Raw genomic sequence first — 23,021 nt, 5'->3', positions numbered from 1 at the left:
GGCTGATTCTGGGGGGATCAGGCGGCTAGGGCCAGTTCGAAATCAGCGCGGTCGCTGCTTTCGCTGCGCTCGAACACCTTGCAGAACACCTTCACTACACGGTCGCCGGAATCCACCTGCTCAAGGGGGTCTTTGCGAAGACGGTGGCGCAGGCAGCAGGAGGCTACGCGGGCCACGTCTTCCTCGCTCACGTCCGTGCGTCCCTCGAAGGCGGCTAGGGCCCGGGCGGCACGGTTGGTGACGATGTCACCCCGCAGACCATCCACATCCAGCTCGCCGCAGACGGCGGAGATGCGCAGGCGCAGATCCTCATCGATGGTCACCTGGTCGAGGCGTTGCTGTGCCTCCACTACCCGCTGTTGCAGTGCGTTTTGATTGCCCTCCACGGCGGTGCTGAAGCCATCGGGATCGCTGTCGAAGGAGGTGCGTTGGTCCACCACCTGCACCCGCAGCTCCGGATCACGCACGGTGCGCACTTCCACGCTCATGCCGAATCGGTCGAGCAGCTGGGGGCGGAGTTCGCCTTCCTCGGGGTTTCCGGAGCCAATCAACACGAAACGCGCGGGGTGGCGTACGGAGACGCCTTCCCGTTCCACCGTGTTCCAGCCGGAGGCCGCTGAATCGAGAAGCACGTCAACGAGGTGGTCGTCCAGCAGGTTCACCTCATCCACGTAGAGCAGGCCGCGGTTGGCCTTGGCCAGCAGGCCGGGCTCAAAGGCACGCACGCCTTCGCTCAGGGCTTTCTCGATGTCGATGGTGCCGCAGAGGCGGTCTTCCGTTGCACCGAGGGGAAGGTCCACCATCGGCACCTGCCGCGGTTCGGTGCTCAGGGTTTCCCCCTGTTGCATCCGCTCGCGCACCTCACTGCTCTGCAGGTCGGGATCGCTGGCCGAGCTGTTGTAGGGATCGCCGGCGACAACGTCGATGTCCGGCAGCAGATCAGCTAGAGCACGGATCGTGGTGGATTTGCCGGTGCCACGGTCTCCCATGATCATCACGCCGCCGATGCGCGGATCGATCACGTTGAGAAGCAGGGCCAACTTCATCTCCTCTTGACCGATCACCGCAGTGAAGGGGAAGACCCTGCGCTTCCGGGGTGCAGTCACGAGCAATTCTCCAGGCGTGCTCAGGATTGTTTCACAGGCTGCACGGTGATGACCTGCGGTGGCGTGGCATCAGCGGGATAGATCAGGCGAACGCGCACCTGCTTGGCCTCCCCTGGCTTGAGCATCAGCTGTCCCAAGGACGGCCCCTGTTGCCCCTGGCGCAGCACCAGGTGCTGGGTCTGGCGTCCCTTGGAAACACCCTCTGGATCCTCCAGACCCGTGGTCTGCACAGGCCCGCGGAACATCACCGGACCGTTGAGGTCATCGCGGAAGCGCAGCAGGGAGGTGGTGCTGTTGCCTTTGAGGGGCGAATCCAGCGACAGCTGCAGCGTCACCGCGGCTGAGCCAGTGTTTTGCAGCGGCAGTGTGAGGTCGTACTCCACCCCGTAGTTGCCATGGGCCGCCCAGGCAGTGCCGGGATAAAAGCTTTTGAGTTCTGCGGTTTGCACCTGGTTGGTGGCGAGGGTGCCGCGCTCCAGGCTGCTGATCGGCCAGGAGATGGGGGCCGTGGGTGCGGCCAGCACTGGGCTGCCCGGGTCGGTGATGCGGGCCCGCCAGCTGCTGCCGATCTGAACACCGCTCACCCTTGAATAGATGATCTTGCCCTTGCTGCCCCGTGGGGTGGGTTGGTGCTCCTTGCTGCTCATGCGCTGGTGCTTGAGCAGCTGTAGCCAGTGCTGTTCCTTTGGAGCCTTCCCGTCCTTGCGATGGGCGGCCAGGGTGGCCATCGCCACCGGCCCGGTGCTGTGGAAGCGCAGTTGCAGGTTGCGACCGTTGAGCGGGGGATCGAGACCGGCCACGGGAATCGGTAAAAGCAGCAGCTGTGTGGGTGCGCCCGGAGTCAGGCTCCAGCGGCGGTTGGTGAGTTCCGCTGCGCTACGGCCGGCCAACAGATCTCCGGCCACACGGCTGCCGGGTCCTGACGCCACCACGTCGGTGGTTTCCGGCATCAGGCTCGGCAAGGGCAGGAAGGGGGCCTGGGTCTGGCCGGGCCCTGTGGCCTGCGAAAGCGAGGTGCTGCCTGAGAGCAGCTGCAGGGTCACAGGAGCATTCCCCAGCGGAGCCGCCAGCACCGCCAGCCACAGGGTTGAGCTGGGGCTGCCCTCCGCATCACCGGCATACACGTGGTGGCTGAACAGGTCGAAGCGACCGATGAGCACCACCGGAACCGACCCCGCCTTTCCATCGGGGAAGGTCGAGATCAGGATGCCGTCGTCCTCGATCAGTTCGGGGTTGTTGTCGTTCACCATCAACACGCGATCAAGGCCTCCCGGCAGGGGGCGAACGCTCTGCTTACGCTCAATCACCTCCGCACCGCCGGGCATGGTTGCAACAGCCAGCCAGGCAGCAGACAACAGCGGAGCGAGCTTCATGGCTTGGCCGGAACAAGGATGGGTTTGAGGTGCGGTGCCATGGCAGCAGCGAGCCGACGGATTAGTTCGGTGGATCGGGGATCATTGAAGGGGCCCTCCACCAGAAATCCCGCCACAGCGCGTCGTCCGTCGGGGAGTTCGATCAGCCCGGCATCGGCGTAGGCGATGCCAATGTCACCTGTTTTGTTGTAAACGCGGTACCCCTTGCGGGCCAGGCTTGCGTCCGGTTCGCCCTGAGCGCCACCGAGGCCGCGCATCAAGCCCCTGGGCAGCAGCGTGTTTGTGATCGACGTGCCCATCACCTCGCGAAACAGATCCCGGCTGCGGGGAGCCAGCAGCTCACCGCTATCTACCAAGGCGATGGCCCGGCTGAGATCTCTGGCACTGGTGGTGTTGGTTCCGTCGAGATCCGGCAGCCAGTTGTTCACCACGGTTGAGGGCAGATCCAGCTCCTGAAAGCGGGCGTTGATCGCATCCATTCCCCCCGCCCGGGCAATCATCAGGTTGGTGGCGGAGTTGTCGCTCACCCGGATCATTTCCGTGGCCACCTCATGGGTGGGGAAGCGACTGCCCAGGGGCCGGGAGGCCATCCAACCGGCGCCTCCCCCCACCAGCTCCTCGGTGAGTGTGAGCGGTTCGTTCCACTGCAGTGTTCCCTGATCCAGCAGTTCCAACACTGCGAGCAGGATCGGCGTCTTGATCGAGCTGGCGGCAGCCATCGGCCGTTCGGCCTGCATGGCCGCAAAGCGCCCGTCGTCGAGGATCAGCATGTAAGCGCTGGCCTGCAGATCGCTCTGTTGCGCGGCCAGCTCCAGCCAGCGCTCCGACAGCGCCCTGATTTCCTGTCTGGGGGCGAAGCGTGCCTGCTTCAGGCCCTTCGCCACGACAGGAGCATTTTGCTTCCCTGCGGCGTTTTCAGTGCTGGGCGGCTCCACGGCGTTACCGAGCAGGGTGGTGATCAGCGCTTGATCGGCCAGCCAGCTGGGAAGTGTGATCTCCTGTTGCTGAACGCGCGGCGCCAGCAGCCGCAGGCCGCTGCCGGTGAGCAGTCCAAGACCCACCCCCATCAACACCAGCCGCAGGATGAGCTGGGCCGGACCTTTCCAGCCGGCGGAGCGACGTGACGAACGACTGCTGCTCAACCTTTCAGCCGTAACTGTTCGGCAGAGATTAGGGGCGCTTGGCGCGGATGGCCCAGCGCAGTTGGCGCACCATTCCCCGCAGCAAAGCCACCTCTTCGGTGCGCACCGTGGCGCGTTGCAGCAGATCCCGCACCTTGGCCATGCGGGCGGAGGCGGTGTGGTCCAGCAGGAAACCGGCCTCCAGCAGCAGGTCGGTGGCGTCGTCAAGACATGCTGAAAGAGCCTTGGCGGCTGCAGGGTCCGGCGATGGGGGCTCGATGCAGCGGGTTTCAGTGGTCACGCTGTTGAGGCGGGCCAACTCATGCAGCACCACCGCCACGGCGTGGGAGAGATTCAGCGAGGGATAGGCCTCCCCGCTCTGCAGGCAGAGAACCCTCTGGCAGAGCCGCAGCTCACTGTTGCTGAGGCCGCGGTCTTCCCGTCCAAACACCAATGCCACGGGGGCGCCTGAGCTGGAGCTGCTGCCATCGCTGGCCAGCAACCAACCCAGGGCCTGCTCGGGTGTTTGCAGGGGGATCTCGCCATGGTCCAGGCGTCCGCAGCTGCCCACAATGCGGCGGCAGTCATTGATGGCCGTCAGCAGGTCGGGAACCACCACGGCGGCCTGAAGCAGCGCTTGGCCGTGCACGGCCATCAGCATGGCCTCATCGCTGAGGTGGTCACAGCGGGGGACCACCAGCCGCAGTTCGCTCACCCCGAAATTGGCGCAGAGCCTGGCCACGCTCCCGATGTTCAGGGGGCCGGCCGGCTCCACCAGCACGACAACGGCATTCAAGGCAGCGGCTCAGCTGAGGGTGTGCAGGTAGGCAAGCAGATCGGCCATCGATTGCGGTTCCATCTCAAAGCTCGGCATGGGGGGAGTTTCGCCACTGATGATCTGGTGCACCAGAACGGGGTCTTTGAGCTGGTTGCTGACGCCCTGAAGTTGAGGGCCCACCAACCCCTGGCCGGCAAGGCCGTGGCATCCGGCGCAATTGATCCGGAACAGCTGGCCGCCGTGGTCAACGGCCCCCTGCAGCTCAAGGCTGGCCTTGATGTAGGGGTCCTGCTGGGCACTGCCCAGCACCCAGAGCACAAGCACAACGCAAGCCGTGGCAGCCGACACCACGAGCGCGGCGATCAGGCCGCGACCCCGATCGCTCGAATCATTTGCATCAGCTGATGCCGATTCGGCCGCAATTCGTGACGGCTGGACCACAGACCTGGAGTTCCAATGAGAGAATTCTCGCTAATTCTGATAGTTGACGCGACGCGATGATCGAACCTCTGCTCTGCGGCATCGTTCTGGGTCTGATCCCCGTCACGCTGATGGGTCTGTTCGTGGCGGCATGGAATCAGTACCGCCGTGGTGGCAGCGCTCTGGGGGGCTGAGCAGCATCACGCTGCTGACGCCGTAGCGGCGTTGATCCACAACCCTCCAATCTGAGCCCGGTTCTGGGTTCAGGTTGGACCGGTGTTCACATACCACCAGAGAATCCTGGTGAAGCCAACTCCCCTCGGCGAGGGCGATCAGGCAGGGTTCGTAGAGGCCCTGGTCGTAGGGAGGGTCGAAATAGACGATGTCGAAGGGCTCCTGGCTCCAGCCCTTGCGCAGCCAAGCGATCAGTTCCCGCCGTTCGGTGCGGATCTCCGGAGCCGGTGAACGGCTTGCCGCCACTGCACTGAGGTTGTTGCGGCTGACCCGGATGCATTGCGGGTCTTGATCAACGGCTATCACACAGCGCGCACCCCGCTGCAGGGCCTCACAGCCCATCACGCCGCTGCCGCTGCAGAGGTCGAGCCAGCGGCAGTCATGCAGGTGCGGGGCAAGGATGTTCATCACCGCTTCGCGCACCCTGGAGGTGGTGGGCCGAGCCGTGCGACCCCCGGGGCTCAGCAGCCGTCGCCCCCCACTGAGTCGCAGTTGCCCGCCACCGCTCATGGGCAGGGTTCAGCCCCGTTGCGCAGCCAGGTCAACCAACGCTTGAGCATCTGTTCTCCGGCATCGGACGACTTCTCCGGATGGAACTGGCAGGCGCCGACTCGGCCCCGCCAGACCACAGCGGTTACCTCCTGATCGCCGAAGGGGGCCGAGGCCTTGAGGTCATTCCGATCGGTGGGGACAGCTGCGTAGCTGTGCACGAAATACACCCACTCCGAGGGGGCATTGCTGCTGAGCAGCGGGCAGGTGCTGTGATGCTTCAACGGAGCCCAGCCCATGTGGGGGATGCGTTCGCCGCTGTTGCTGGGAAGGCGTGTCACCCGTCCGCCTAAGAGCCCGAGGCCTGGATCGCTCCCTTCATCGCTCTGCTCGAACAGCAGTTGCAGGCCCAGGCAGATGCCGAGCAAGGGACGATCCTCTTGGCCCCAACGGAGCAGGTGGGGCACCAGCCCGGTGGCCCTGAGGTTGGCCATAGCCGGGTCGAAGGCGCCGACCCCGGGCAGGATCAGTGCATCAACACCGTCCAGATGACCGGCGTTATGGATTAACGAACAGCCTTGGTCAAGCCGCTCGAGGCATTTCTCCACGGAGTGGAGATTGCCCATGCCGTAATCGATTAACCCGAGGTTCAGACTCAACCGGTCGATCCGTTCTGGAGACGGATTCAGAGGTACTTGGAAATGGTGCCTGACAGGGTTGCCTTTGGAACAGCGCCCACCACGGTGTCCACCTTCTGACCACCCTTGAACACCATCAGTGTCGGGATGCTACGGATGCCGTACTGGCTGGCCACGTTGGGGTTCTCGTCGGTGTTGAGCTTGAACACCTTGATCTGGCCGTCAAATTCCTTGGCGATCTCTTCCACGATAGGAGCCACCATCCGACAGGGTCCACACCAGGGTGCCCAGAAGTCCACGAGGACCGGCACGTCGCTCTGGAGCACGTCCTGCTCGAAGGATGCATCGGTGACAGCAGCAGCGCTGGACATATGAGCAGGAGAATTTAGAGAGAATTTAGCAACGGTTCCGAGCGAAAACACAGCTCTTCCCTGCTGAGAAGGGAACTGTGACAGTCGCTCTCCACAAAGAGTGAAAGCCCGATCGCGCCGGGCCGGGGGGTGTGAGGAGTGTGTGGGCCGAAGCCCGCACACCTCCAACTTAGCCCTGCCTTACTTGCCCATTCCGAGGTGCTGGGCCTTTTGGTAGACCTTGCCTTCCGTCAGCAGGGAGGGTGCCACGACCACTTCCACCTGCTGCATCTCCTTGATGGTTTGGGCGCCCAGGGTGCCCATCGATGTCTTCAGGCAGCCCAGCAGGTTGTGGGTGCCGTCGTCCAACTTGGCCGGGCCGCGCAGGATGCGTTCGATGCTGCCGGTGTTGCCCACATTGATGCGGGTGCCGCGGGGCAGCACCGGGCTTGGGGTGGCCATGCCCCAATGGAAGCCCCGACCGGGAGCTTCCTCGGCACGGGCAATGGGGGAGCCGATCATCACGGCGTCGGCGCCACAGGCGATGCACTTGCAGATGTCACCGCCGGTGACGATGCCACCGTCGGCAACGATCGGCACGTAGCGACCGCTTTCCTGTTCGTAGTCGGCCCGGGCGGCAGCGCAGTCGGCCACTGCGGTGGCCTGGGGAATGCCCACGCCGAGAACGCCGCGGGAGGTGCAGGCGGCACCGGGGCCGATGCCGACCATCACGCCGGCGGCGCCAGCCCGCATCAGCTGCAGGGCCACGTCGTAGGTGACGCAGTTGCCGATCACCACGGGAACGCCCATGTCGCGGCACAGGGCTTCCAGATCGAGGGTCTCCTGGCCTGCAGGACCGGTGTGATCCGTCGAGACCACGGTGGCCTGCACGAAGAACAGATCGGCTCCGGCTTCGGCGATGGCCTTGCCGAAACGCATGGCGGCCACCGGAGTGCCGCTGACGGCGGCAATGCCGCCTTGGTCCTTGATGTCCTGGATGCGTTTACGGATCAGCGCCTCTTGTACGGGCTGGCTGTAGATCTCCTGCATCAGCGGGACGAATTCGTCCTTACCGACGGCGGCGATGCGATCCAGCACCTGATTAGGGTCTTCGTAGCGGGTCTGAACACCTTCAAGGTTCAAAACGCCGATGGCGCCCAGTTGGGACAGGCGAACGGCCATGCCCACGTCCACCACACCATCCATGGCGCTGGCGATGATCGGGATCTCGCGCTCGATTCCCCCAAGGGACCAACGGGTATCGGTGACCTCGGGGTCCACCGTGCGACCCCCAGGCACCAGAGCGATTTCATCGATTCCGTAGGCCCGGCGAACGGTCTTGGAGCGTCCGAGCTGAATGTCCACCGCGCGACTTCAATAAAGTCAGATCAAGCTACCAATCGGGATGATCGGCTCAGCTTGATCGGCCTGTCACGCGGGTCCATGTCGAGCGGGCACCCTTGATGAAGTTGTCCCGATCGCTGTTGCGGATCAGGTTGCGCAGGGCGAAGTTCACCAGCCAGATCACGCCCGCCAGCTCCAATAGGCCTGGCACCAGAGGGATGCTGTTGATGCTGCTGAGCACACCGGAGTAAACCGTCGACACCAGGCTGAACACGATCAAACCGCCCACCACCCGCAGCGGCAGCTGGGCTTTTGTCCAGAGCTCAGCCAGATCGTTCTGTTCGAGCCAGTCCTTCACCTTGCCCACCAGCAGCTCCCATTCACCGCCTTCTCCATCGGCGCTCTCCTGAGCAGGGATCGACACGGTGGAGGCGATCACCGGGGCTGGTGTTGGAGCGGGGGTCGGTGCCGGAGTCGGGGCTGGAGTGGGCGCCGGAGTCGGCTCAGGTTCCGGCGTTGGAGCTGGCGAGGGCTCCGGAGCGGGCGTGGGGTCGCTGCCTGGGGTTTCGGCTTCAGGGCGCGGCTCGTCGACAGGACCCATCACGTCAGTGGAAAGCTCCGGGATTTTATCCGGACTTTTCTGCTCTCACCATCGTCCGAGATAGACTGATAAAGGACGTCTGATGCACGTATGACGGATTCTGTGGGGCCTGTAGGCGGCGGTCCCGGCGATTCCGACGATCGGATCATCCAGACGGACCTGCGCAATGAGATGTCGCGCTCCTATTTGGAGTATGCGATGAGCGTGATCGTGGGTCGCGCCCTGCCCGATGCCCGCGACGGCCTCAAGCCGGTGCATCGCCGGATCCTGTACGCGATGTACGAGCTGGGCCTCACCAGCGATAGGCCTTACCGCAAGTGCGCCCGTGTGGTGGGCGAAGTGCTCGGCAAATATCACCCCCATGGGGACACCGCTGTGTATGACGCCCTGGTGCGCATGGCCCAGGAATTCTCCATGTCGATGCCCCTGATCGATGGGCACGGCAACTTCGGTTCGGTGGACAACGACCCACCGGCGGCCATGCGATATACCGAATCGCGGTTGCGGGCGCTCACTACCGACAGTCTCCTGGAGGATATCGAGGCGGAGACCGTTGATTTCGCCGACAACTTTGATGGCTCCCAGCAGGAGCCCACGGTCCTGCCGGCGCGGATCCCGCAGCTGCTGCTGAATGGTTCGGCGGGCATCGCCGTGGGGATGGCGACGAACATCCCCCCCCACAACCTCAATGAACTGATCGACGGGTTGCAGGCGCTGATCGCGAATCCCGAGATCACCGATCAAGAGTTGATCCAGCTGATTCCCGGCCCGGACTTCCCCACCGGTGGACAGATCCTCGGGCGTGAAGGCATCCGCGAGACCTACCTGGGTGGCCGCGGCTCGGTGACCATGCGCGGCGTGGCCAACATCGAAACGATCGAGGCGCCGGGGCGCCCCGATCGCGATGCCGTGATCATCACCGAGTTGCCTTATCAGACCAACAAAGCGGCGCTGATCGAGCGCATCGCTGAGCTGGTTAACGACAAGAAGCTCGAGGGCATCTCCGACATCCGCGACGAGAGCGATCGCGATGGCATGCGGATAGTCGTGGAGCTGCGCCGTGACGCCTACCCGCAGGTGGTGCTCAACAACCTGTTCAAGCTCACCCCGCTGCAGAGCAACTTCAGTGCCTACATGCTGGCGCTGGTGAATGGTGAGCCGATCCTGCTCACCCTGCGCAAGATGCTCGAGGTGTTCCTCGACTTCCGGGTCGAGACGATCGAGCGCCGCACCCGTTACCTGCTGCGTAAAGCCGAAGAGCGCGACCATATCTTGCTGGGCCTGCTGCTGGCCCTTGATCAGCTCGATCCGATCATTGCCCTAATCCGGGCTGCACCCGATACGGCCACGGCACGGCAACAGCTGCAGGATCGCCATGGCCTATCCGACATCCAGGCCGACGCCATCCTGCAGATGCAGCTGCGTCGTCTCACGGCTCTTGAAGCCGACAAGATCAGGCTCGAGCACGAGGATCTGGTTACCAAGATTGCCGACTACAAGGACATCCTTGGCCGGCGTGAGCGGGTGTTCGGAATCATCCAGAGCGAGCTCGGTCAGCTGCAGGAGCGCTACCCGACGCGGCGCCGCACCGAAATCCTCGACCTCGGCGGTGGTCTCTCCGACATCGACCTGATCGCGAACGAGCGTTCGGTAGTGTTGCTCACCGAGACCGGCTATCTCAAGCGGATGCCGGTGAGTGAATTTGAAGCCACCAGCCGCGGCACCCGTGGCAAGGCGGGCACCCGCAGCCAGGGTGAAGATGCGGTGAAGCTGTTCATCAGCTGCAACGACCACGACACCTTGGTGCTGTTCAGCGACCGTGGTGTGTCCTATGCCCTGCCGGCTTACCGCGTTCCCCAGTGCAGTCGTGCGGCCAAGGGAACACCGGTGGTGCAGCTGCTGCCTATCCCCCGGGAAGAAGCGATCACCACGTTGATACCGGTGTCGGAATTCAGCGACGACACCGACCTTGTGATGCTCACCCGAGGTGGCTTCATCAAGCGCACCCGCCTCTCGGCCTTCAGCAACATTCGCTCCAATGGCCTGATCGCCATCAACCTGGAGGAAGGCGATGCTCTCACCTGGGTTCGCCTGGCCGTGCCGGGCGACAGCGTCTTGATTGGCTCCAAAGCCGGGATGACCATCCATTTCCGCCTCAGTGATGAGGAATTGCGGCCTTTGGGGCGTACGGCCCGCGGCGTGCGGTCGATGAACCTGCGAGATGGCGATGCCCTGGTGAGCATGGATGTGCTGCCCGTGGAACTCGCCGATCAGGTGGCCGCCAGCGCAGAAGACGAAGAGGATGCCGCCAGTGAGGGCCCCTGGGTGCTTGTGGCGTCGGCCTCGGGTCTGGGCAAACGGGTTCCGGTGACGCAATTCCGCCTGCAGAAGCGGGCCGGCATGGGCCTGCGGGCGATGAAGTTCCGCACCGACACCGACGAGCTGGTGGGGCTGAGCGTGCTCGGTGCCGGTGAAGAGCTGCTGCTGGTGAGCGAGAAGGGGGTGATCGTGCGCACCAGCGCCGATGCCATCCCGCAGCAATCTCGAGCTGCCACTGGGGTGCGTCTGCAGAAGCTCGACAAGGGCGACCGGCTGCTGAAGGTGGTGTTGGTGCCGCCGGAAGCGGAAGACGACCCCGCTGACGACACGTTGAACGACAGTGAATCAAGTGACACCGAAACGACTAATACTGAAAACGACGCTCAGGACAGCTGACCTTGGCTGAGCCGTTGGATGTGCTGGTGCTAGGGGGTGGTCCTGCTGCCCTCTGCATCGCCTCGGAACTGAACCAACGGGGTGTTGCGGTTGCTGGCATCGCTCCGAATCAGGTCGACGATCCTTGGCCGAACACCTACGGCATCTGGGCCGATGAACTCAAAGCGGTGGGGCTTGAGCAGCTGCTGGAGCACCGTTGGAGGGACACCGTCAGTTATTTCGGTGAAGGTGGATCAACGGCTCAGGATCAGAGCCATGCCCATGGGATCGACTACGGCCTGTTCGATCGGGCTGCTCTGCAGCGCCATTGGCTGAAGCGGGCTGAGGGCGTGGTCTGGCATCAAGACACGGTTCAGAGGGTGGATGTGAATGGCTCAACCACCAATGTGTGCTCCGCATCGGGAATCAAGTTGCAGGCGCGCTTGGTGATTGATGCCTCCGGTTCGCGCACGCCCCACATTCGCCGTCAAGATCAGGGGCCGGTGGCGGGCCAGGCGGCCTACGGCGTGGTGGGCCGTTTCTCCAAAACGCCGATTGAGCCAGGCCGGTTTGTGTTGATGGACTACCGCTGCGATCACCTCAGCGAGGAGCAGCGCAGCGAACCGCCCACGTTTTTGTACGCGATGGATTTGGGCGATGGGGTGTTCTTCGTGGAGGAAACCTCACTCGCCTTGGCACCGGGTGTTCCCTACGACGTGCTCAAGCGACGGCTCCAGCAGCGCCTTGATCTGCGCGGCGTGGAGATCATTGAGGTGATCCACGAAGAGTTCTGCCTCTTCCCGATGAACCTGCCGCTGCCGGATCGCAGTCAACCGGTGCTGGCGTTTGGGGGTGCAGCGAGCATGGTGCATCCGGCCTCGGGCTACATGGTGGGATCGCTGTTGCGGAGGGGACCTGATCTGGCCCAGGCCATTTCCGTAGCTCTCGCCAATCCAAGCCTTGGCTCAGCGGCCCTGGCGCAACGGGGTTGGCAAGCTCTCTGGCCGATTGAGTTGGTGCTGCGGCATCAGCTCTATGAATTCGGCTTGGGCCGTTTGATGGGCTTCAACGAAGCGTTGTTGCGCACCCACTTCGCCACGTTCTTCTCATTGCCGCGGGAGGAGTGGTTTGGCTTCCTCACCAACACATTGCCGCTGCCGCGCTTGATGGGGGTGATGCTGCGCTTGTTCGCCCTATCCCCCTGGGAATTGCGGCGCGGATTGGTGCTGGGGGTGGCTCAAGATCAAGCTCCTCGGTTTTGAGATCGTTTCAGCTGAGTTCAGACCCATCACTCCCGCAGTTGAGGGAGTGATGAACACCCACACCTCCTCCTTTTTGGGGAGGTGTTTGTTTAGGCGCTGGGTGTAGAAGGATTCACCGGAGCCCAGTCAAGCGGCTGAATCAGCGGGAATAGGCGGTCGTCCGTCTGTACCTCTTCAAGCCAGCCCTCCGGCAATTCGATGCTGCCGTCGATCGCCTGCATCAGCTTCCAGAAGCGGCCCAGGTGGCGTTGCACCCGTTCTTTGGCCAGTTCGGTGGTGGTGCCGGCCCGGAGGATGAAGCTCCAATCCGACGACTGCGCCAGCAACAGCTCCCGTGCTGCTTGCTGCAGCCACTGCATGGCCTGCTCGCTGCCCACCCCGCGGCTGCAGCGCTGCACCATCGCGGCGCTGGCCTTTTCCCACTCAGGAATGATCCAGGCGTTGCTGTCGTTCAGCCAGTAGTCGTGATAGCCCCCTTGCCCCCAGCTGGAGGGGCAGGGATCGCAGAGCTGCAGCTGGCCAACGTTGTTCAGCACATCGCGCAGCCGGGTGAAGTTCACCCCCTGCTGGGGTGCCTGCTGGAACAGTTGGCTCAAAAAAGCCGGCCCTTCAAACCACCAGTGGCCAAATAGTTCGGCATCGAAGGGGGCCGCCAGCAGTGGGGAAACGTCCATTGCAGCGCCGAGCTGATCCAACTGCCGCCGGCGTCCCTGCAGGTAATCGGCGGCGTGCTCTTTCACCCGTTCAGCGGCCACCCCCGGTTCGTAGGGGCGTTTGCGGTCCAATGGCGCGCTGTGGTCGGTGACCCGATGCAGCTTCAGGCCAAGCGGTCGAGGTTGGTCGAGCCCCAGTGGTTTGAGATCTTCGATCGGTAGGTCCCAACCCAGATCCCGGTGGAACTCGCGGTAATGGGGATCTCCGGGGTAGCCGTCCTTGGCCGACCACACCGGCAGCGTCGCGTCACTGTCGCGCCCGAAGAAGGCGACCCCATTGCGGCTGCAGATAGGTGCATACACCCCGTAGCGGGGCCTGGGCCGGCCGTGCAGCAACCCATGCCCGTCCAGCACGGCGTAGCGCAGTCCCGCATCGCGCATCCAGCGATCCAGGCCCTCGTAATAGGCGCATTCCGGCAACCAGATCCCCAAGGGGCGTTCGCCCACGAGGCGTTGGTGTTCCCGCACCGCCGTGCGCAGTTGCCCGCGCACCGCTTCCGGGTGATGGCGCAGCAGGGGCAGGTAGCCGTGGGTGGCGCCGCAGGTGAGAAGGTCCACCACCCCCAATCGCTGCAGGGCGGCGAAGCGCTGGATCAGATCGCCGTCGCAGCTCTGCCAGGCCCGCTGATGCCGCTCGATCGTGGCCGCCAGGTGCTCGGCGCCTGCGCGCAGGGATGGGTCGGCCTTCGGGAGGAGATCAAGCCGTTCGTTCAGCCAGTCGGGAAAGCGCTGCTTGAGGTCTTGATCGCTGAGCAGCGACAGCAGCGTCGGCGACAAGCCGATGGTGAGCTTGGGCTGCTGGGTGGGGTCGGCGCTGGCCCGCTCAAGCGTTTCCAACAGCGGCAGGTAGCACTCGATCAGGGCCTGGAAAAACCAGTCCTCTTCCAGGGAGCCAGGTTGTGCCGACCGCACGTAGGGCAGATGGGCATGCAACACCAGGGCGACAGCGCCTTTGGTCACGAACAAGCCCAAACGGTGGCTGAATTTAATCCGATTCCCCCTCGGGGGCTGAACTAAGATGAATTAACTCATAGTCACTCCGACTAAGACCTCTGCTGGAGCCCCTTCCATGGCTAAGGACCCCGGTCGCGTCCTGATTTTTGACACCACCCTGCGGGATGGTGAGCAGTCGCCCGGGGCGAGCCTCAACCTGGAGGAAAAGATGGCCATTGCCCAGCAGCTGGCCAGGCTCGGTGTGGATGTGATCGAGGCGGGGTTCCCCTTTGCAAGCCCCGGTGATTTCGCCGCCGTGCAGCGGATCGCCCAGCAGGTGGGTGGCGATAACGGACCGATCATCTGTGGCTTGGCCCGTGCCTCGCGGGCCGACATCAAGGCCTGCGCCGATGCCGTGGCGCCAGCCCCGCGTCGCCGCATTCACACCTTCATCGCCACCAGCGACATCCACCTCGAGCACAAGCTGCGCAAGAGCCGTGCCGATGTGCTCGGCATTGTTCCCGAGATGGTGAGCTACGCCCGCTCTCTTGTGGAGGATGTTGAGTTTTCCTGTGAAGATGCCGGCCGCAGCGATCCGGAGTTCCTCTACGAGGTGATTGAGGCGGCGATTGCGGCTGGCGCCACCACGATCAACATTCCCGACACCGTCGGCTACACCACCCCCTCGGAGTTTGGTGCGCTGATCGCGGGCATTAATCAACACGTGTCCAACATCGGCGATGCCGTGATCTCGGTGCATGGCCACAACGATCTCGGCCTGGCCGTGGCCAATTTCCTCGAGGCGGTGAAAAACGGCGCCCGTCAGCTCGAATGCACGATCAACGGCATCGGCGAACGGGCCGGCAATGCCTCCCTCGAGGAGTTGGTGATGGCGCTGCATGTGCGGCGCCGCTACTACAACCCCTTCTTTGGGCGGGAGGAGTACAGCCCCACGCCGCTCACGGCCGTGCGCACCGAAGAGATCACCAAGACCTCACGGCTGGTCTCCAATCTCACTGGCATGGTGGTGCAACCCAACAAGGCCATCGTTGGTGCCAATGCCTTCGCCCATGAATCCGGCATCCACCAGGATGGTGTTCTCAAGAACCGGCTCACCTACGAAATCATCGATGCCCAGACGGTGGGCTTGTCTGACAACCGCATCTCCCTCGGCAAGCTGAGCGGCCGCAGTGCCGTTCGCGCCCGCCTGGAGGAGCTGGGCTACGACCTCACCCGTGAGGACCTTGATGAGGCTTTTGCCCGCTTCAAGGAACTCGCCGATCGCAAGCGCGAGATCACCGACCGTGATCTGGAGGCGATCGTCAGCGAACAGGTGCAGCAGCCGGAAGCCCGCTTCCAGCTCAAGCTTGTGCAGGTCAGCTGCGGCAGCAGCCTGCGCCCCACCGCCACCGTCACCCTTTCGGATGAAGAGGGCAGTGAAACCACAGGCTCGGCGGTGGGCACCGGTCCGGTGGATGCCGTCTGCCGTGCCTTGAATGATCTGGCGGGTGTGCCCAATGAATTGATCGAGTTCTCGGTGAAGTCCGTCACAGAGGGCATCGATGCCATGGGCGATGTGACCATCCGCCTGCGCCGCAACGGTGCGCTTTATTCCGGTCACGCCGCCGACACCGATGTGGTGGTGGCGGCGGCCATGGCCTTCGTGAACGCCCTCAATCGCCTGGTGGCCTGTGAAGAGCGCCAGTCATTGCATCCGCAGAAGGATCCTGTTGTTCTGGAGACCCGACCGACGCTCTAGAGCCGACGCCATGCGCACCTCCACCTCCCGGGTTGTTCAGCTGGTGCTGCTCATTCTTCTGGCGCTGGTGGTGCTCACGCCATTGCTCTGGTTGGTGAGCACCTCGCTCAAGGGCCCGGCGGAAGACATCTTCAGCAGTCCACCGGCGTTGCTGCCCGCCCAGCCGAGCGTCGATGCCTATGTGCGGCTGTTTCAGGACAATCCCCTCACCACCTATCTGCTCAACAGCACCGTGGTGAGTGGCCTGGCGGTGCTGGCCAACCTGCTGTTCTGCTCCCTGGCCGCCTACCCCCTGGCCCGGCTGCGCTTCGCTGGCCGGGGCCTGGTGCTAGGCCTGGTGGTGGCCACGATCCTGATCCCGTTTCAGGTGGTGATGATTCCGCTGTATCTGCTGATGGTGCAGCTGGGCCTGCGCAATACCCTGCTGGCCCTGGTGATTCCCCAGGCGGCCACTGCCTTTGGCCTTTATCTGCTGCGCCAGAGCTTTCTGGGTGTTCCCAAGGAGCTGGAGGAGGCGGCACGCATCGATGGATGCAGCCGCCTAGGGGAATGGTGGAACGTGATGATTCCTGCCGCCAAAGCCGATCTCATCACCCTGGCGATGTTCGTGTTCATCGGCACCTGGAGTGATTTCCTCTGGCCGCTGGTGATCCTCGACGACCCGTCCCTCTACACCTTGCCTCTGGGGTTGCAGCAGCTCTCCAGCAGCTTTTCACTGGATTGGCGGATCGTTGCCGCCGGCTCGGTGGTGTCAATCCTGCCGGTGCTGGTCTTGTTCGTGCTCTTGCAACGCTTCATCCTGCCTAATGCAAGCGGGGATGCGGTGAAGGGATGAAGCGGCCGAATCACGCCGCCTGCGTAATTTCATCCACGGCTGATCACCACCGCCGTTCATTTCGTTGATCCAGTCACTCATCCAGTTTCACCACGTCCGGTGTTTCCCCGTGCACCTCGCCGATCGAAAGGGCGTGTCTCACAGCGCCATCGTGGCTGTGAAAAATCCATGCCCTGTCGAGGGAGGGTTGGCTCTCGATGCGTTGGTCCACGGCATTTACGCCGAGGTAGCCGCCCTCTGAGCAGGACCGCAGCACATAGCGTTCGGCGTACTTGCTGGGCATCGGCTTAGAGGGCTATATCTTCTCGCTAGCGATGCGGTTGCGCGGCTTACGTCGTTCTGCGGAATTGCTTTTACTTTTCTTCCTTGAGGGTTAAGAGGTTTTGTTGTTGGAAGCCCACCCCCTTGGGTGCGGCAAAGCGGCTTTGATGTCCGCCTTCCCGGAACCAGGGGGTGCTGAGGGCCTCGATCTCCAGTTCGTCCGGTTTGAGCGACCAGGTGTCCTGCAGGTAGCAGCGCAGTTGCTCAGGTTCCGGCGGATCGGGCTGTTGCCAGTGCACCACGGCCAACTGCCCTGGCCGTGAGAGGAGAATCGCCAGGCGGTGATTCGGATCGCCGTCGTTGGCGGGCTGAATCGATTCCTCCAGTTGCTCATCGCAGACGTAAAGCCGCAGCGGAGTGCTGCCATCGGCCTGGGGAAGTGGATATTTGTTGAGATACAGGGCCCGTGCTTTTTGAAACGCTGCCCCCGGAGCCTTCACCATCAAGGCGTTGTAGGCCTGCTGCAGCTGTTCACTCATGCCCGTTTCGCCACGTTGTTGGCTCCAGTGTGGGAATGCCGCCGTACCAGGGCCATGGGAAGATGGTGACACTTCCGGGATTGGACTGCGATGGCCAAGCATCGCTCCCGCTACAGGTTGGTTGGCCTCGACGGTCAGCCGCATCCGGTGCTCGACGCCCCTTACGACACGTTGGAACTGGCTCTCGCTGATGCCAGCGATTGGTGCACGGGCCAAGGCTCCCGCTGTTCGATGGGGCAGCAAGGCATTGCGGTGGAAGTGCGAACCGACAGCGGCAGTTGGCGCACCATCGGCTACCCCGTCAGTTGCTTGAGCCGATCCAGTGCGATGGCGGGCTGATGTGGGTCAGTGTTGACCTCTGTGTGGTGCCGATTGGTGTGGGCGTCAGCCTTTCGCCCTACATCGCCGCCTGTGAGCGGGTGATCGCTGCCACGGGCCTGACCCATCAGCTCGGTCCCAATGGCACAGCGATCGAAGGCCCGTGGGACGAGGTCATGGACTGTGTGCGCGCTTGTCATGCCGAGTTGCACGGCATGGGCGCTCCGCGTCTCTACACAACCCTCAAGCTCAACACCCGCACCGACCGGCAGCAGTCGTTCGCTGAGAAGGCTGCTTCGGTGGAACAGCTTCTTGGCGACTGAAAATCTGTAGAACTTCGGTGGGTTTCGAGCCAGCTTGAGCCGATCTTGAGACCAATGAGATTGTCGTGTGGTCTCTGGCTCGATGGGTCGCCATTTCAGGGCTGCGCTGTGGGCTCTGCTGGTGTTGCAGCTGACGGGCAGTGCTGTTCAAGCCTCAACCTGGGATCGCATCGCCAGTTACCTGCGGCTGCTGCAGCGGGCGGGGGTCAACGCGCTGGTGGCGAGCGATTGTCCTTTGGGCTTGCTGGGGGCCTTCCATGAGGGCAAGCAGGCCCTCTTGATGTGCGGCAACAACCTGCCCGACGATCCAGCCGTGGTTTGGGTGGTGCTGGCCCATGAATCAGCCCATGTGATGCAGTCTTGCCATGGCGGAAACCTGATGCCGGCGGCCTTGCTCAGCCGTGAGGTGGAGGTGGCCCGCCAGCAGGACCCCAATCCTTTTGACGAGTTGCAGCTGTATCACTCCAGCCAGCATCACGTTGAGGCCGAAGCCCGGCTGGTCCAGGCCTTGCCTGCGGAGCAGGTAGTGACCTTGTTTGAAAAACACTGCGCCCAGCGGCTCTCCCCTTGAAGCTGCTGCTGCGGGACCCGTGGCTGATGGCGGTCGACAAGCCCGCCGGCCTGCTGAGCCAACCGGGCCTGGGGCAGGAGCAAGGCGATTCTGTTATCACCCGCTTGCAGCAGCAGGACCCAAGCCTGCGCCTGGTTCACCGCCTGGACCGCGACACCTCTGGGGTGCTGCTCCTGGCCCGAAGCGCTGACGCCCTGCGGCGCCTGAGTGCCCTGTTTACTGAACGGCGGATCAACAAGCTGTACCAGGCGGATGTTGAGGGGGAGCTCCACGGCCGAGGTTGCATCGTCAGTCCCTGGCACGACTCTCGCGCCAACCGCCGCGCTACGGCAGCCACCCCGAGGGACGTCTGGCGCTGACGATTTGGAGGGTCCGCACCGCTGGTGTCCACAGCACGCGGCTCTGGCTGCGTCCGCTCACGGGGCGCTCCCATCAGCTTCGGGCCCATCTGGCCGAACGGGGTCATCCCATCGTGGGAGATCCCATCTATGGGGATGCCGGCCGTTCCTGCCGCTTGCATCTGCATGCCCAGGCCCTGAGCTTTCGCCATCCCTTCACCCAGCAACGCGTTCGTTTAATGGCGCAGGAGGTTCCCTTTGCCACTGAGTGCTGAACTCGGACGCTGCGGTCAGCGTCGGGCTGGGATTGGATAGGGAATGCGGCGGTGGCGCATCCGCCGCCACACCTGCACGAAGGCACGAATCACCAGTTCCACTTCGCTGCGGTTGAGGCTGCTTTTGCGTAGTTGTCCATCTCGCTGCCGCGCTTCCACAATCCGCCGCACAGTGTCCACCGCCTGGGCATCGGAGGTGTCAGGGGGGAGCGATCGAAGCGCCGCCTCACATCCGTCGGCCAGCATCAGGATCGCCGTTTCTTTGGAGCGGGGTTCCGGGCCCCTGTAACGGAAGCGGCGCTCCTCAACGGCTCCGCCGCGCTCCTGGGCCTTGTGGAGGAAATACCCCATTTTTAAGGTGCCCTGGTGCTCAGGGATGAAATCGGCGATAGGCCGAGGCAGGCGGTGGCGCCGCGCCAGCTTCAGGCCCTCATCCACATGGGCTTGAAGCACCGCCGCACTCGCCTGAGGGTCATCCAGCGCGTCGTGGGGATTGGGTCCGTCCTTCTGGTTCTCGATGAACCAGTCCGGCGCATGCAGCTTGCCAACATCGTGATACAGCGAACCGGTCCGGATCAGATCCACATCCGCACCAATCGCTCGCGCCCCTTCCTCCGCCAGGCCGCAGATCATCAGGGTGTGTTCAAAGGTTCCCGGGGCTTCGCAGGAGAGGCGGCGCAGCAGGGGTCGCTCCTGATCGGCCAGTTCCAGCAGCCGCGCCCTGGTGAGCAGGCCAAAGGAGCCCTCGAGCATCGGGATCAGCAGCAAGCTGAACATCAGCAAAACACCGAGTACAAAGGAATCGGTGGCCAGTTCATCCAGGCTTGGATTCAGATTTCCCCAGAGCCGCAGGCCGGTGACCGGTTGCAGCTGCAGCAGCAGCCACTGCCCCACGAAGGCGCCAATCGGCAGCAGCACCGTGAGTTGCAGCAACTGGCCGCGGCTGCGCTGACGGCCTGCGATCAAGGCCCCAGCGGCGGCAACAGTTGCCGCCACAATTAGGCGACCGTCCCCCAAACCCTGGACGGGTTCTGGCCAGAGCAGAGCGGCCACCCCCATCCAGACCAAGCCGCAGCCGGTGCCGAGGCCTTCCGCTAGCACCAGGGTGGGCGCCACCAGCACGGCCAGAGGGCTCACGGAGCTTTTGAACCAGAGCTTGGCTCCCTGCACCAGCAGCAGCAGGCCAATCGCCAGTAGCGCGTGGCGCACTTCCAGGCCAGGCCGTTCACGCCGCATCACCAGCAGCATCACGGCGCAGGCTGCAGCGGCTTCAACGAACCGTTGGAACCAAATCAACGGTTGGGGTTCGCGGCGCACGCGGCCGAAATAATCAAGGACGTCGTAGGCCTGGGGACTGATCGGCTCGCCCTTGCGGGTGATCAGATCCCCCTTGCGCACCTCGATGGTGGGGATGGCCTGTTTGGTCAGCTGTTCCTCGATCAGCTGTTTGCTCAGGTTCGGGTCGGTGCGCAAGTTGCTGCTGCCGCGCATGGTGCTGGTGAGCACCTTGCTGGCGAGGGTGCGCGCTGCCTCTGGCTGCAGGGCAACCGCCTTGAGTTGCTGGTCGGCGGCCTTGCGCAATTGCTCAATGGCCAGGTTGCTCACCAGCCCTTGGCTGAGCATGCGATCAGCGGTGCTGTGCACCGCTTTATCCCAGGCCAGATGCTCCCATTCGCTGCGTCGTTCCAGCCATCTTTTCTCTTGATCTGACAGGTTCACTGGCCCGATCCGGTCTCCAGATCCTGTGTTGGTGACCTCTTGCAACTGCAGCAGTTGCTGCTCGAGCCTTTGTTTGAGCGCTTGGGTCTGCTCCTGATCGATCACCTGCACCACCGATCGCGCGACCAGAGAAGCCCGCTGCTGCTCGAGGGCGGTGCTGTCCTGAACCAGGGCATCCTTTGGAGCGATGGCTTCAAACGGGGCCAGCGATCCGGGTTGAAGTTTTGGCTTGATCAGCCAGGGCAGGCTTGAGGCTGCGGCCACGGAGAGGCACAGCAGCAGCACAACAAAGGTCTGCAGTCGCGTCCAGCGCAGCAGGCGTCGCCCTGGGCCTTCGAGCCGCACCCAGTTCCGCCAAAGGCTGCTCAGCCGTGGAACACGAACCAAAAAGGACCCTGTAGCGGTTTAACGCTAGCTCTCCTCAGAGGGCATGCTGGAGGGAGTGCATGGGAATGCCATGGCCCTGCGTTTGGACGGCAAGGTGCTGGCAAGGGATGTGGAGCATCGTCTTCAAACCCTGATCGAACGGCGTCTGGCCGAGGCCGGGCGACCCCCGGGCTTGGCGGTGCTGCGGGTTGGTGATGATCCCGCCAGCGCCGTCTACGTCGCCAACAAGGAAAAAGCTTGTGCTCGGATCGGGGTGGCCAGCTTTGGTGATCACCTCCCCGGCGACACGCCTCCAGCGCAGGTGCTTCAGACGATTGAACGGCTGAATGCCAACCCTGCGGTGGACGGGATCCTCCTGCAGCTGCCCCTTCCTGCTGGCCTCGATGAGGGGCCGCTGCTGATGGCCATTGATCCTGAAAAGGATGCAGATGGTCTGCACACCCTCAATCTCGGACGGCTGCTCAAGGGGGAGCCGGGCCCGCGCAGCTGCACCCCCGCAGGGGTGATGGCGATGCTGCGCAGCAATGGCATCGATCCTGCCGGCAAGCGCGCCGTGGTGATCGGCCGCAGCATTCTCGTGGGGCAGCCGATGGCCTTGATGCTGCAGGCAGCCAACGCCACCGTCACCATCGCCCACTCCCGCACGGCCGATCTGGCGGCCCACACCCGCGAAGCCGACATCCTCGTGGTGGCAGCAGGCCGTTCTGAGTTCATCGGGGCCGAGCACGTGCGGTCGGGGGCGGCTGTGGTGGATGTGGGCATCCACCGCAAGCCGGAAGGCGGATTGTGCGGGGATGTTCGTGCGGCTGAAGTCGAGTCGATCGCTGCTGCGCTCTCGCCCGTCCCCGGCGGTGTGGGACCGATGACGGTGACGATGCTTCTGGTGAACACCGTTGTGGCTTGGTGCAGACGCCACAACCTCGACCATGATTTGGATGATCTCGTGCCCTGATCGGCTCTATGGAGCTGCACTGGCTGTTCCTCACCCCCGTTTTGCAGGTGGACCTTGAGCCGAATGCCGCCACAGCCGCAGCCATGCAGCAGCAGTTGGAGCAGTCGATGCCCAGGTGCATCAGCACCCTGAGTTCACCGATCGCAACAACCTCACCGGGGATCTGCTGGGCCATGCCGGCCTGGATCAGTTGCATCGCATGGATGCGTTCTAGTGGCTGAACGGGCAGTTGGCTGAGCACGTTTCGGCCTATCTCCGTTCGCTGTTGGGCCCGGATCACGGTCTTGTGGCTTACATCCAGAAGGCCTGGCCTGTGGTGTGTGCGAGGAACGGTGGATCTGCACAGCCACCGCAACGCCCAGTTGAGCGCGGTGTTCTACGTGTTGACGGATCCTGCGAACGAGAGCGGGGAGCTGGAATTTGAGGCGCCCGACGATTACTTCAGCCATGTGATGGCGATTACATCCCTTACCGCGACGCGGCTGTCTCCGGTGGGGTGTTCGTGCCGCTGCCCCACCGTCTTCTGCTGTTCCCTTCGGACCTGCGCCATCGGGTCCTCCCCCTATGAGGGAAACGGCCCCCGCTATTCGCTGTCCTACGACCTGGCCATCACCACGGCACCGGGCAAGGGACGCGAGATGCGAACACCCCATCCGATGGATTGGGTTCCCCTCGGCAGCTAAGGGCT

Annotated in this window: 26 protein-coding genes and 1 pseudogene; 13 read left to right on the top strand and 14 right to left on the bottom strand. The window is 63.5% G+C overall.

The window, feature by feature from the left end:
• Positions 1–17: 17 nt before the first annotated feature.
• Genes bchI through Syncc8109_RS08270 form a run of 5 tightly spaced genes read right to left on the bottom strand, consistent with a single transcriptional unit; the run spans position 18 to position 4,819 of the window.
• The gene (bchI, locus tag Syncc8109_RS08290) at positions 18–1,106 is read right to left on the bottom strand and encodes a magnesium chelatase ATPase subunit I (protein WP_025362445.1); all 1,089 of its coding nucleotides are present in this window, start codon (positions 1,104–1,106) and stop codon (positions 18–20) included.
• Positions 1,107–1,126: 20 nt separating this feature from the next.
• On the bottom strand, positions 1,127–2,479 hold the full coding sequence (locus tag Syncc8109_RS08285) for a DUF3370 domain-containing protein (protein WP_006851282.1): 1,353 nt from the start codon (positions 2,477–2,479) through the stop codon (positions 1,127–1,129).
• The gene (locus Syncc8109_RS08280) at positions 2,476–3,621 is read right to left on the bottom strand and encodes a serine hydrolase (RefSeq protein ID WP_006850557.1); all 1,146 of its coding nucleotides are present in this window, start codon (positions 3,619–3,621) and stop codon (positions 2,476–2,478) included. Before Syncc8109_RS08280 ends, Syncc8109_RS08285 begins: the two co-directional genes overlap by 4 nt.
• A 28-nt stretch (positions 3,622–3,649) precedes the next feature.
• Complete coding sequence (locus Syncc8109_RS08275) at positions 3,650–4,396, bottom strand: RNA methyltransferase (RefSeq protein ID WP_006851768.1); 747 nt, start codon at positions 4,394–4,396, stop codon at positions 3,650–3,652.
• 9 nt (positions 4,397–4,405) lie between these two features.
• On the bottom strand, positions 4,406–4,819 hold the full coding sequence (locus tag Syncc8109_RS08270) for a c-type cytochrome (protein ID WP_025362444.1): 414 nt from the start codon (positions 4,817–4,819) through the stop codon (positions 4,406–4,408).
• Positions 4,820–4,875: 56 nt separating this feature from the next.
• On the opposite strand from Syncc8109_RS08270, the gene petG reads away from it, so the two are divergent.
• Complete coding sequence (petG, locus tag Syncc8109_RS12940) at positions 4,876–4,992, top strand: cytochrome b6-f complex subunit V (protein ID WP_071823076.1); 117 nt, start codon at positions 4,876–4,878, stop codon at positions 4,990–4,992.
• 58 nt (positions 4,993–5,050) lie between these two features.
• Here the strand turns inward: petG and rsmD are convergent.
• The 5 genes and pseudogenes from rsmD to Syncc8109_RS08245 all read right to left on the bottom strand — a co-directional run.
• Positions 5,051–5,542: pseudogene (rsmD, locus tag Syncc8109_RS08265) on the bottom strand (16S rRNA (guanine(966)-N(2))-methyltransferase RsmD); the annotation flags it as partial.
• Positions 5,539–6,180 (bottom strand): imidazole glycerol phosphate synthase subunit HisH, encoded by a 642-nt coding sequence (gene hisH / locus Syncc8109_RS08260; protein WP_006850476.1) that lies wholly within the window; start codon positions 6,178–6,180, stop codon positions 5,539–5,541. The pseudogene rsmD and the gene hisH, both read right to left, overlap by 4 nt.
• Positions 6,181–6,206: 26 nt before the next feature.
• Positions 6,207–6,530: a thioredoxin gene (gene trxA / locus Syncc8109_RS08255; RefSeq protein WP_006851354.1), complete on the bottom strand. Its 324-nt coding sequence runs from the start codon at positions 6,528–6,530 to the stop codon at positions 6,207–6,209.
• Positions 6,531–6,710: 180 nt separating this feature from the next.
• Positions 6,711–7,874, bottom strand: a complete 1,164-nt coding sequence (locus Syncc8109_RS08250) for a GuaB3 family IMP dehydrogenase-related protein (RefSeq protein ID WP_006851897.1) — start codon at positions 7,872–7,874, stop codon at positions 6,711–6,713.
• A gap of 49 nt (positions 7,875–7,923) precedes the next feature.
• Entirely contained in the window at positions 7,924–8,454 is a 531-nt protein-coding gene (locus Syncc8109_RS08245; protein WP_045172783.1) for a CAAD domain-containing protein, read from the bottom strand.
• Positions 8,455–8,544: 90 nt separating this feature from the next.
• Here Syncc8109_RS08245 and gyrA point away from each other — a divergent pair, with 90 nt between their 5' ends.
• Both gyrA and crtL read left to right on the top strand, forming a co-directional pair.
• Positions 8,545–11,169: a DNA gyrase subunit A gene (gene gyrA, locus Syncc8109_RS08240; RefSeq protein WP_006851260.1), complete on the top strand. Its 2,625-nt coding sequence runs from the start codon at positions 8,545–8,547 to the stop codon at positions 11,167–11,169.
• Between the two features lie 2 nt (positions 11,170–11,171).
• Positions 11,172–12,410 (top strand): lycopene beta cyclase, encoded by a 1,239-nt coding sequence (gene crtL / locus Syncc8109_RS08235; protein ID WP_006851657.1) that lies wholly within the window; start codon positions 11,172–11,174, stop codon positions 12,408–12,410.
• Positions 12,411–12,499: 89 nt separating this feature from the next.
• Here the strand turns inward: crtL and Syncc8109_RS08230 are convergent, their stop codons facing one another.
• Entirely contained in the window at positions 12,500–14,083 is a 1,584-nt protein-coding gene (locus Syncc8109_RS08230; RefSeq protein WP_025362442.1) for a glycoside hydrolase family 57 protein, read from the bottom strand.
• Between the two features lie 109 nt (positions 14,084–14,192).
• Here Syncc8109_RS08230 and Syncc8109_RS08225 point away from each other — a divergent pair, with 109 nt between their 5' ends.
• Both Syncc8109_RS08225 and Syncc8109_RS08220 read left to right on the top strand, forming a co-directional pair.
• On the top strand, positions 14,193–15,815 hold the full coding sequence (locus Syncc8109_RS08225) for a 2-isopropylmalate synthase (protein WP_006850524.1): 1,623 nt from the start codon (positions 14,193–14,195) through the stop codon (positions 15,813–15,815).
• Positions 15,816–15,825: 10 nt separating this feature from the next.
• Positions 15,826–16,650 (top strand): carbohydrate ABC transporter permease, encoded by an 825-nt coding sequence (locus tag Syncc8109_RS08220; protein ID WP_006850932.1) that lies wholly within the window; start codon positions 15,826–15,828, stop codon positions 16,648–16,650.
• 73 nt (positions 16,651–16,723) lie between these two features.
• On the opposite strand, the gene Syncc8109_RS08215 is transcribed toward Syncc8109_RS08220, so the two are convergent.
• The gene (locus tag Syncc8109_RS08215) at positions 16,724–16,933 is read right to left on the bottom strand and encodes a hypothetical protein (protein WP_006850367.1); all 210 of its coding nucleotides are present in this window, start codon (positions 16,931–16,933) and stop codon (positions 16,724–16,726) included.
• Between the two features lie 70 nt (positions 16,934–17,003).
• On the bottom strand, positions 17,004–17,450 hold the full coding sequence (locus Syncc8109_RS08210; protein ID WP_006850973.1) for a hypothetical protein: 447 nt from the start codon (positions 17,448–17,450) through the stop codon (positions 17,004–17,006).
• 90 nt (positions 17,451–17,540) lie between these two features.
• Here Syncc8109_RS08210 and Syncc8109_RS08205 point away from each other — a divergent pair, with 90 nt between their 5' ends.
• The 5 genes from Syncc8109_RS08205 (at position 17,541) to Syncc8109_RS13165 (ending at position 19,275) form a co-directional block, all read left to right on the top strand.
• Positions 17,541–17,789: a hypothetical protein gene (locus Syncc8109_RS08205; RefSeq protein WP_006851214.1), complete on the top strand. Its 249-nt coding sequence runs from the start codon at positions 17,541–17,543 to the stop codon at positions 17,787–17,789.
• A complete protein-coding gene (locus Syncc8109_RS08200; protein ID WP_006849833.1) occupies positions 17,789–18,091 on the top strand; it encodes an MTH1187 family thiamine-binding protein in 303 nt (100 codons plus the stop codon). The genes Syncc8109_RS08205 and Syncc8109_RS08200 overlap by 1 nt, the downstream gene beginning before the upstream one ends.
• Before the next feature lie 82 nt (positions 18,092–18,173).
• Positions 18,174–18,662 carry a hypothetical protein gene (locus Syncc8109_RS08195; RefSeq protein ID WP_052328033.1) on the top strand — a complete coding sequence of 163 codons (489 nt, stop codon included), beginning with the start codon at positions 18,174–18,176 and terminating at the stop codon, positions 18,660–18,662.
• Positions 18,659–19,021: a pseudouridine synthase gene (locus Syncc8109_RS13170; protein WP_006850465.1), complete on the top strand. Its 363-nt coding sequence runs from the start codon at positions 18,659–18,661 to the stop codon at positions 19,019–19,021. The genes Syncc8109_RS08195 and Syncc8109_RS13170 overlap by 4 nt, the downstream gene beginning before the upstream one ends.
• The gene (locus Syncc8109_RS13165) at positions 18,943–19,275 is read left to right on the top strand and encodes a hypothetical protein (protein WP_369792009.1); all 333 of its coding nucleotides are present in this window, start codon (positions 18,943–18,945) and stop codon (positions 19,273–19,275) included. Before Syncc8109_RS13170 ends, Syncc8109_RS13165 begins: the two co-directional genes overlap by 79 nt.
• A 15-nt stretch (positions 19,276–19,290) precedes the next feature.
• Here the strand turns inward: Syncc8109_RS13165 and Syncc8109_RS08185 are convergent, their stop codons facing one another.
• A complete protein-coding gene (locus Syncc8109_RS08185; protein ID WP_006851754.1) occupies positions 19,291–21,381 on the bottom strand; it encodes an HDIG domain-containing metalloprotein in 2,091 nt (696 codons plus the stop codon).
• Between the two features lie 70 nt (positions 21,382–21,451).
• On the opposite strand from Syncc8109_RS08185, the gene folD reads away from it, so the two are divergent.
• The 3 genes from folD to Syncc8109_RS12930 all read left to right on the top strand — a co-directional run bounded on the left by folD (position 21,452) and on the right by Syncc8109_RS12930 (position 23,016).
• Complete coding sequence (gene folD / locus Syncc8109_RS08180; RefSeq protein ID WP_025362441.1) at positions 21,452–22,333, top strand: bifunctional methylenetetrahydrofolate dehydrogenase/methenyltetrahydrofolate cyclohydrolase FolD; 882 nt, start codon at positions 21,452–21,454, stop codon at positions 22,331–22,333.
• 8 nt (positions 22,334–22,341) lie between these two features.
• Complete coding sequence (locus Syncc8109_RS12935; protein ID WP_006851095.1) at positions 22,342–22,554, top strand: hypothetical protein; 213 nt, start codon at positions 22,342–22,344, stop codon at positions 22,552–22,554.
• Positions 22,555–22,653: 99 nt separating this feature from the next.
• Positions 22,654–23,016 (top strand): hypothetical protein, encoded by a 363-nt coding sequence (locus tag Syncc8109_RS12930; RefSeq protein WP_006852135.1) that lies wholly within the window; start codon positions 22,654–22,656, stop codon positions 23,014–23,016.
• Positions 23,017–23,021: the final 5 nt, after the last annotated feature.

The sequence above is a fragment of the Synechococcus sp. WH 8109 genome (genome assembly GCF_000161795.2).
GTDB lineage: Bacteria > Cyanobacteriota > Cyanobacteriia > PCC-6307 > Cyanobiaceae > Parasynechococcus.
The sequence above is the reverse complement of the archived record's forward strand: the minus strand, read 5'-3'. Positions and strand labels throughout refer to the sequence as shown.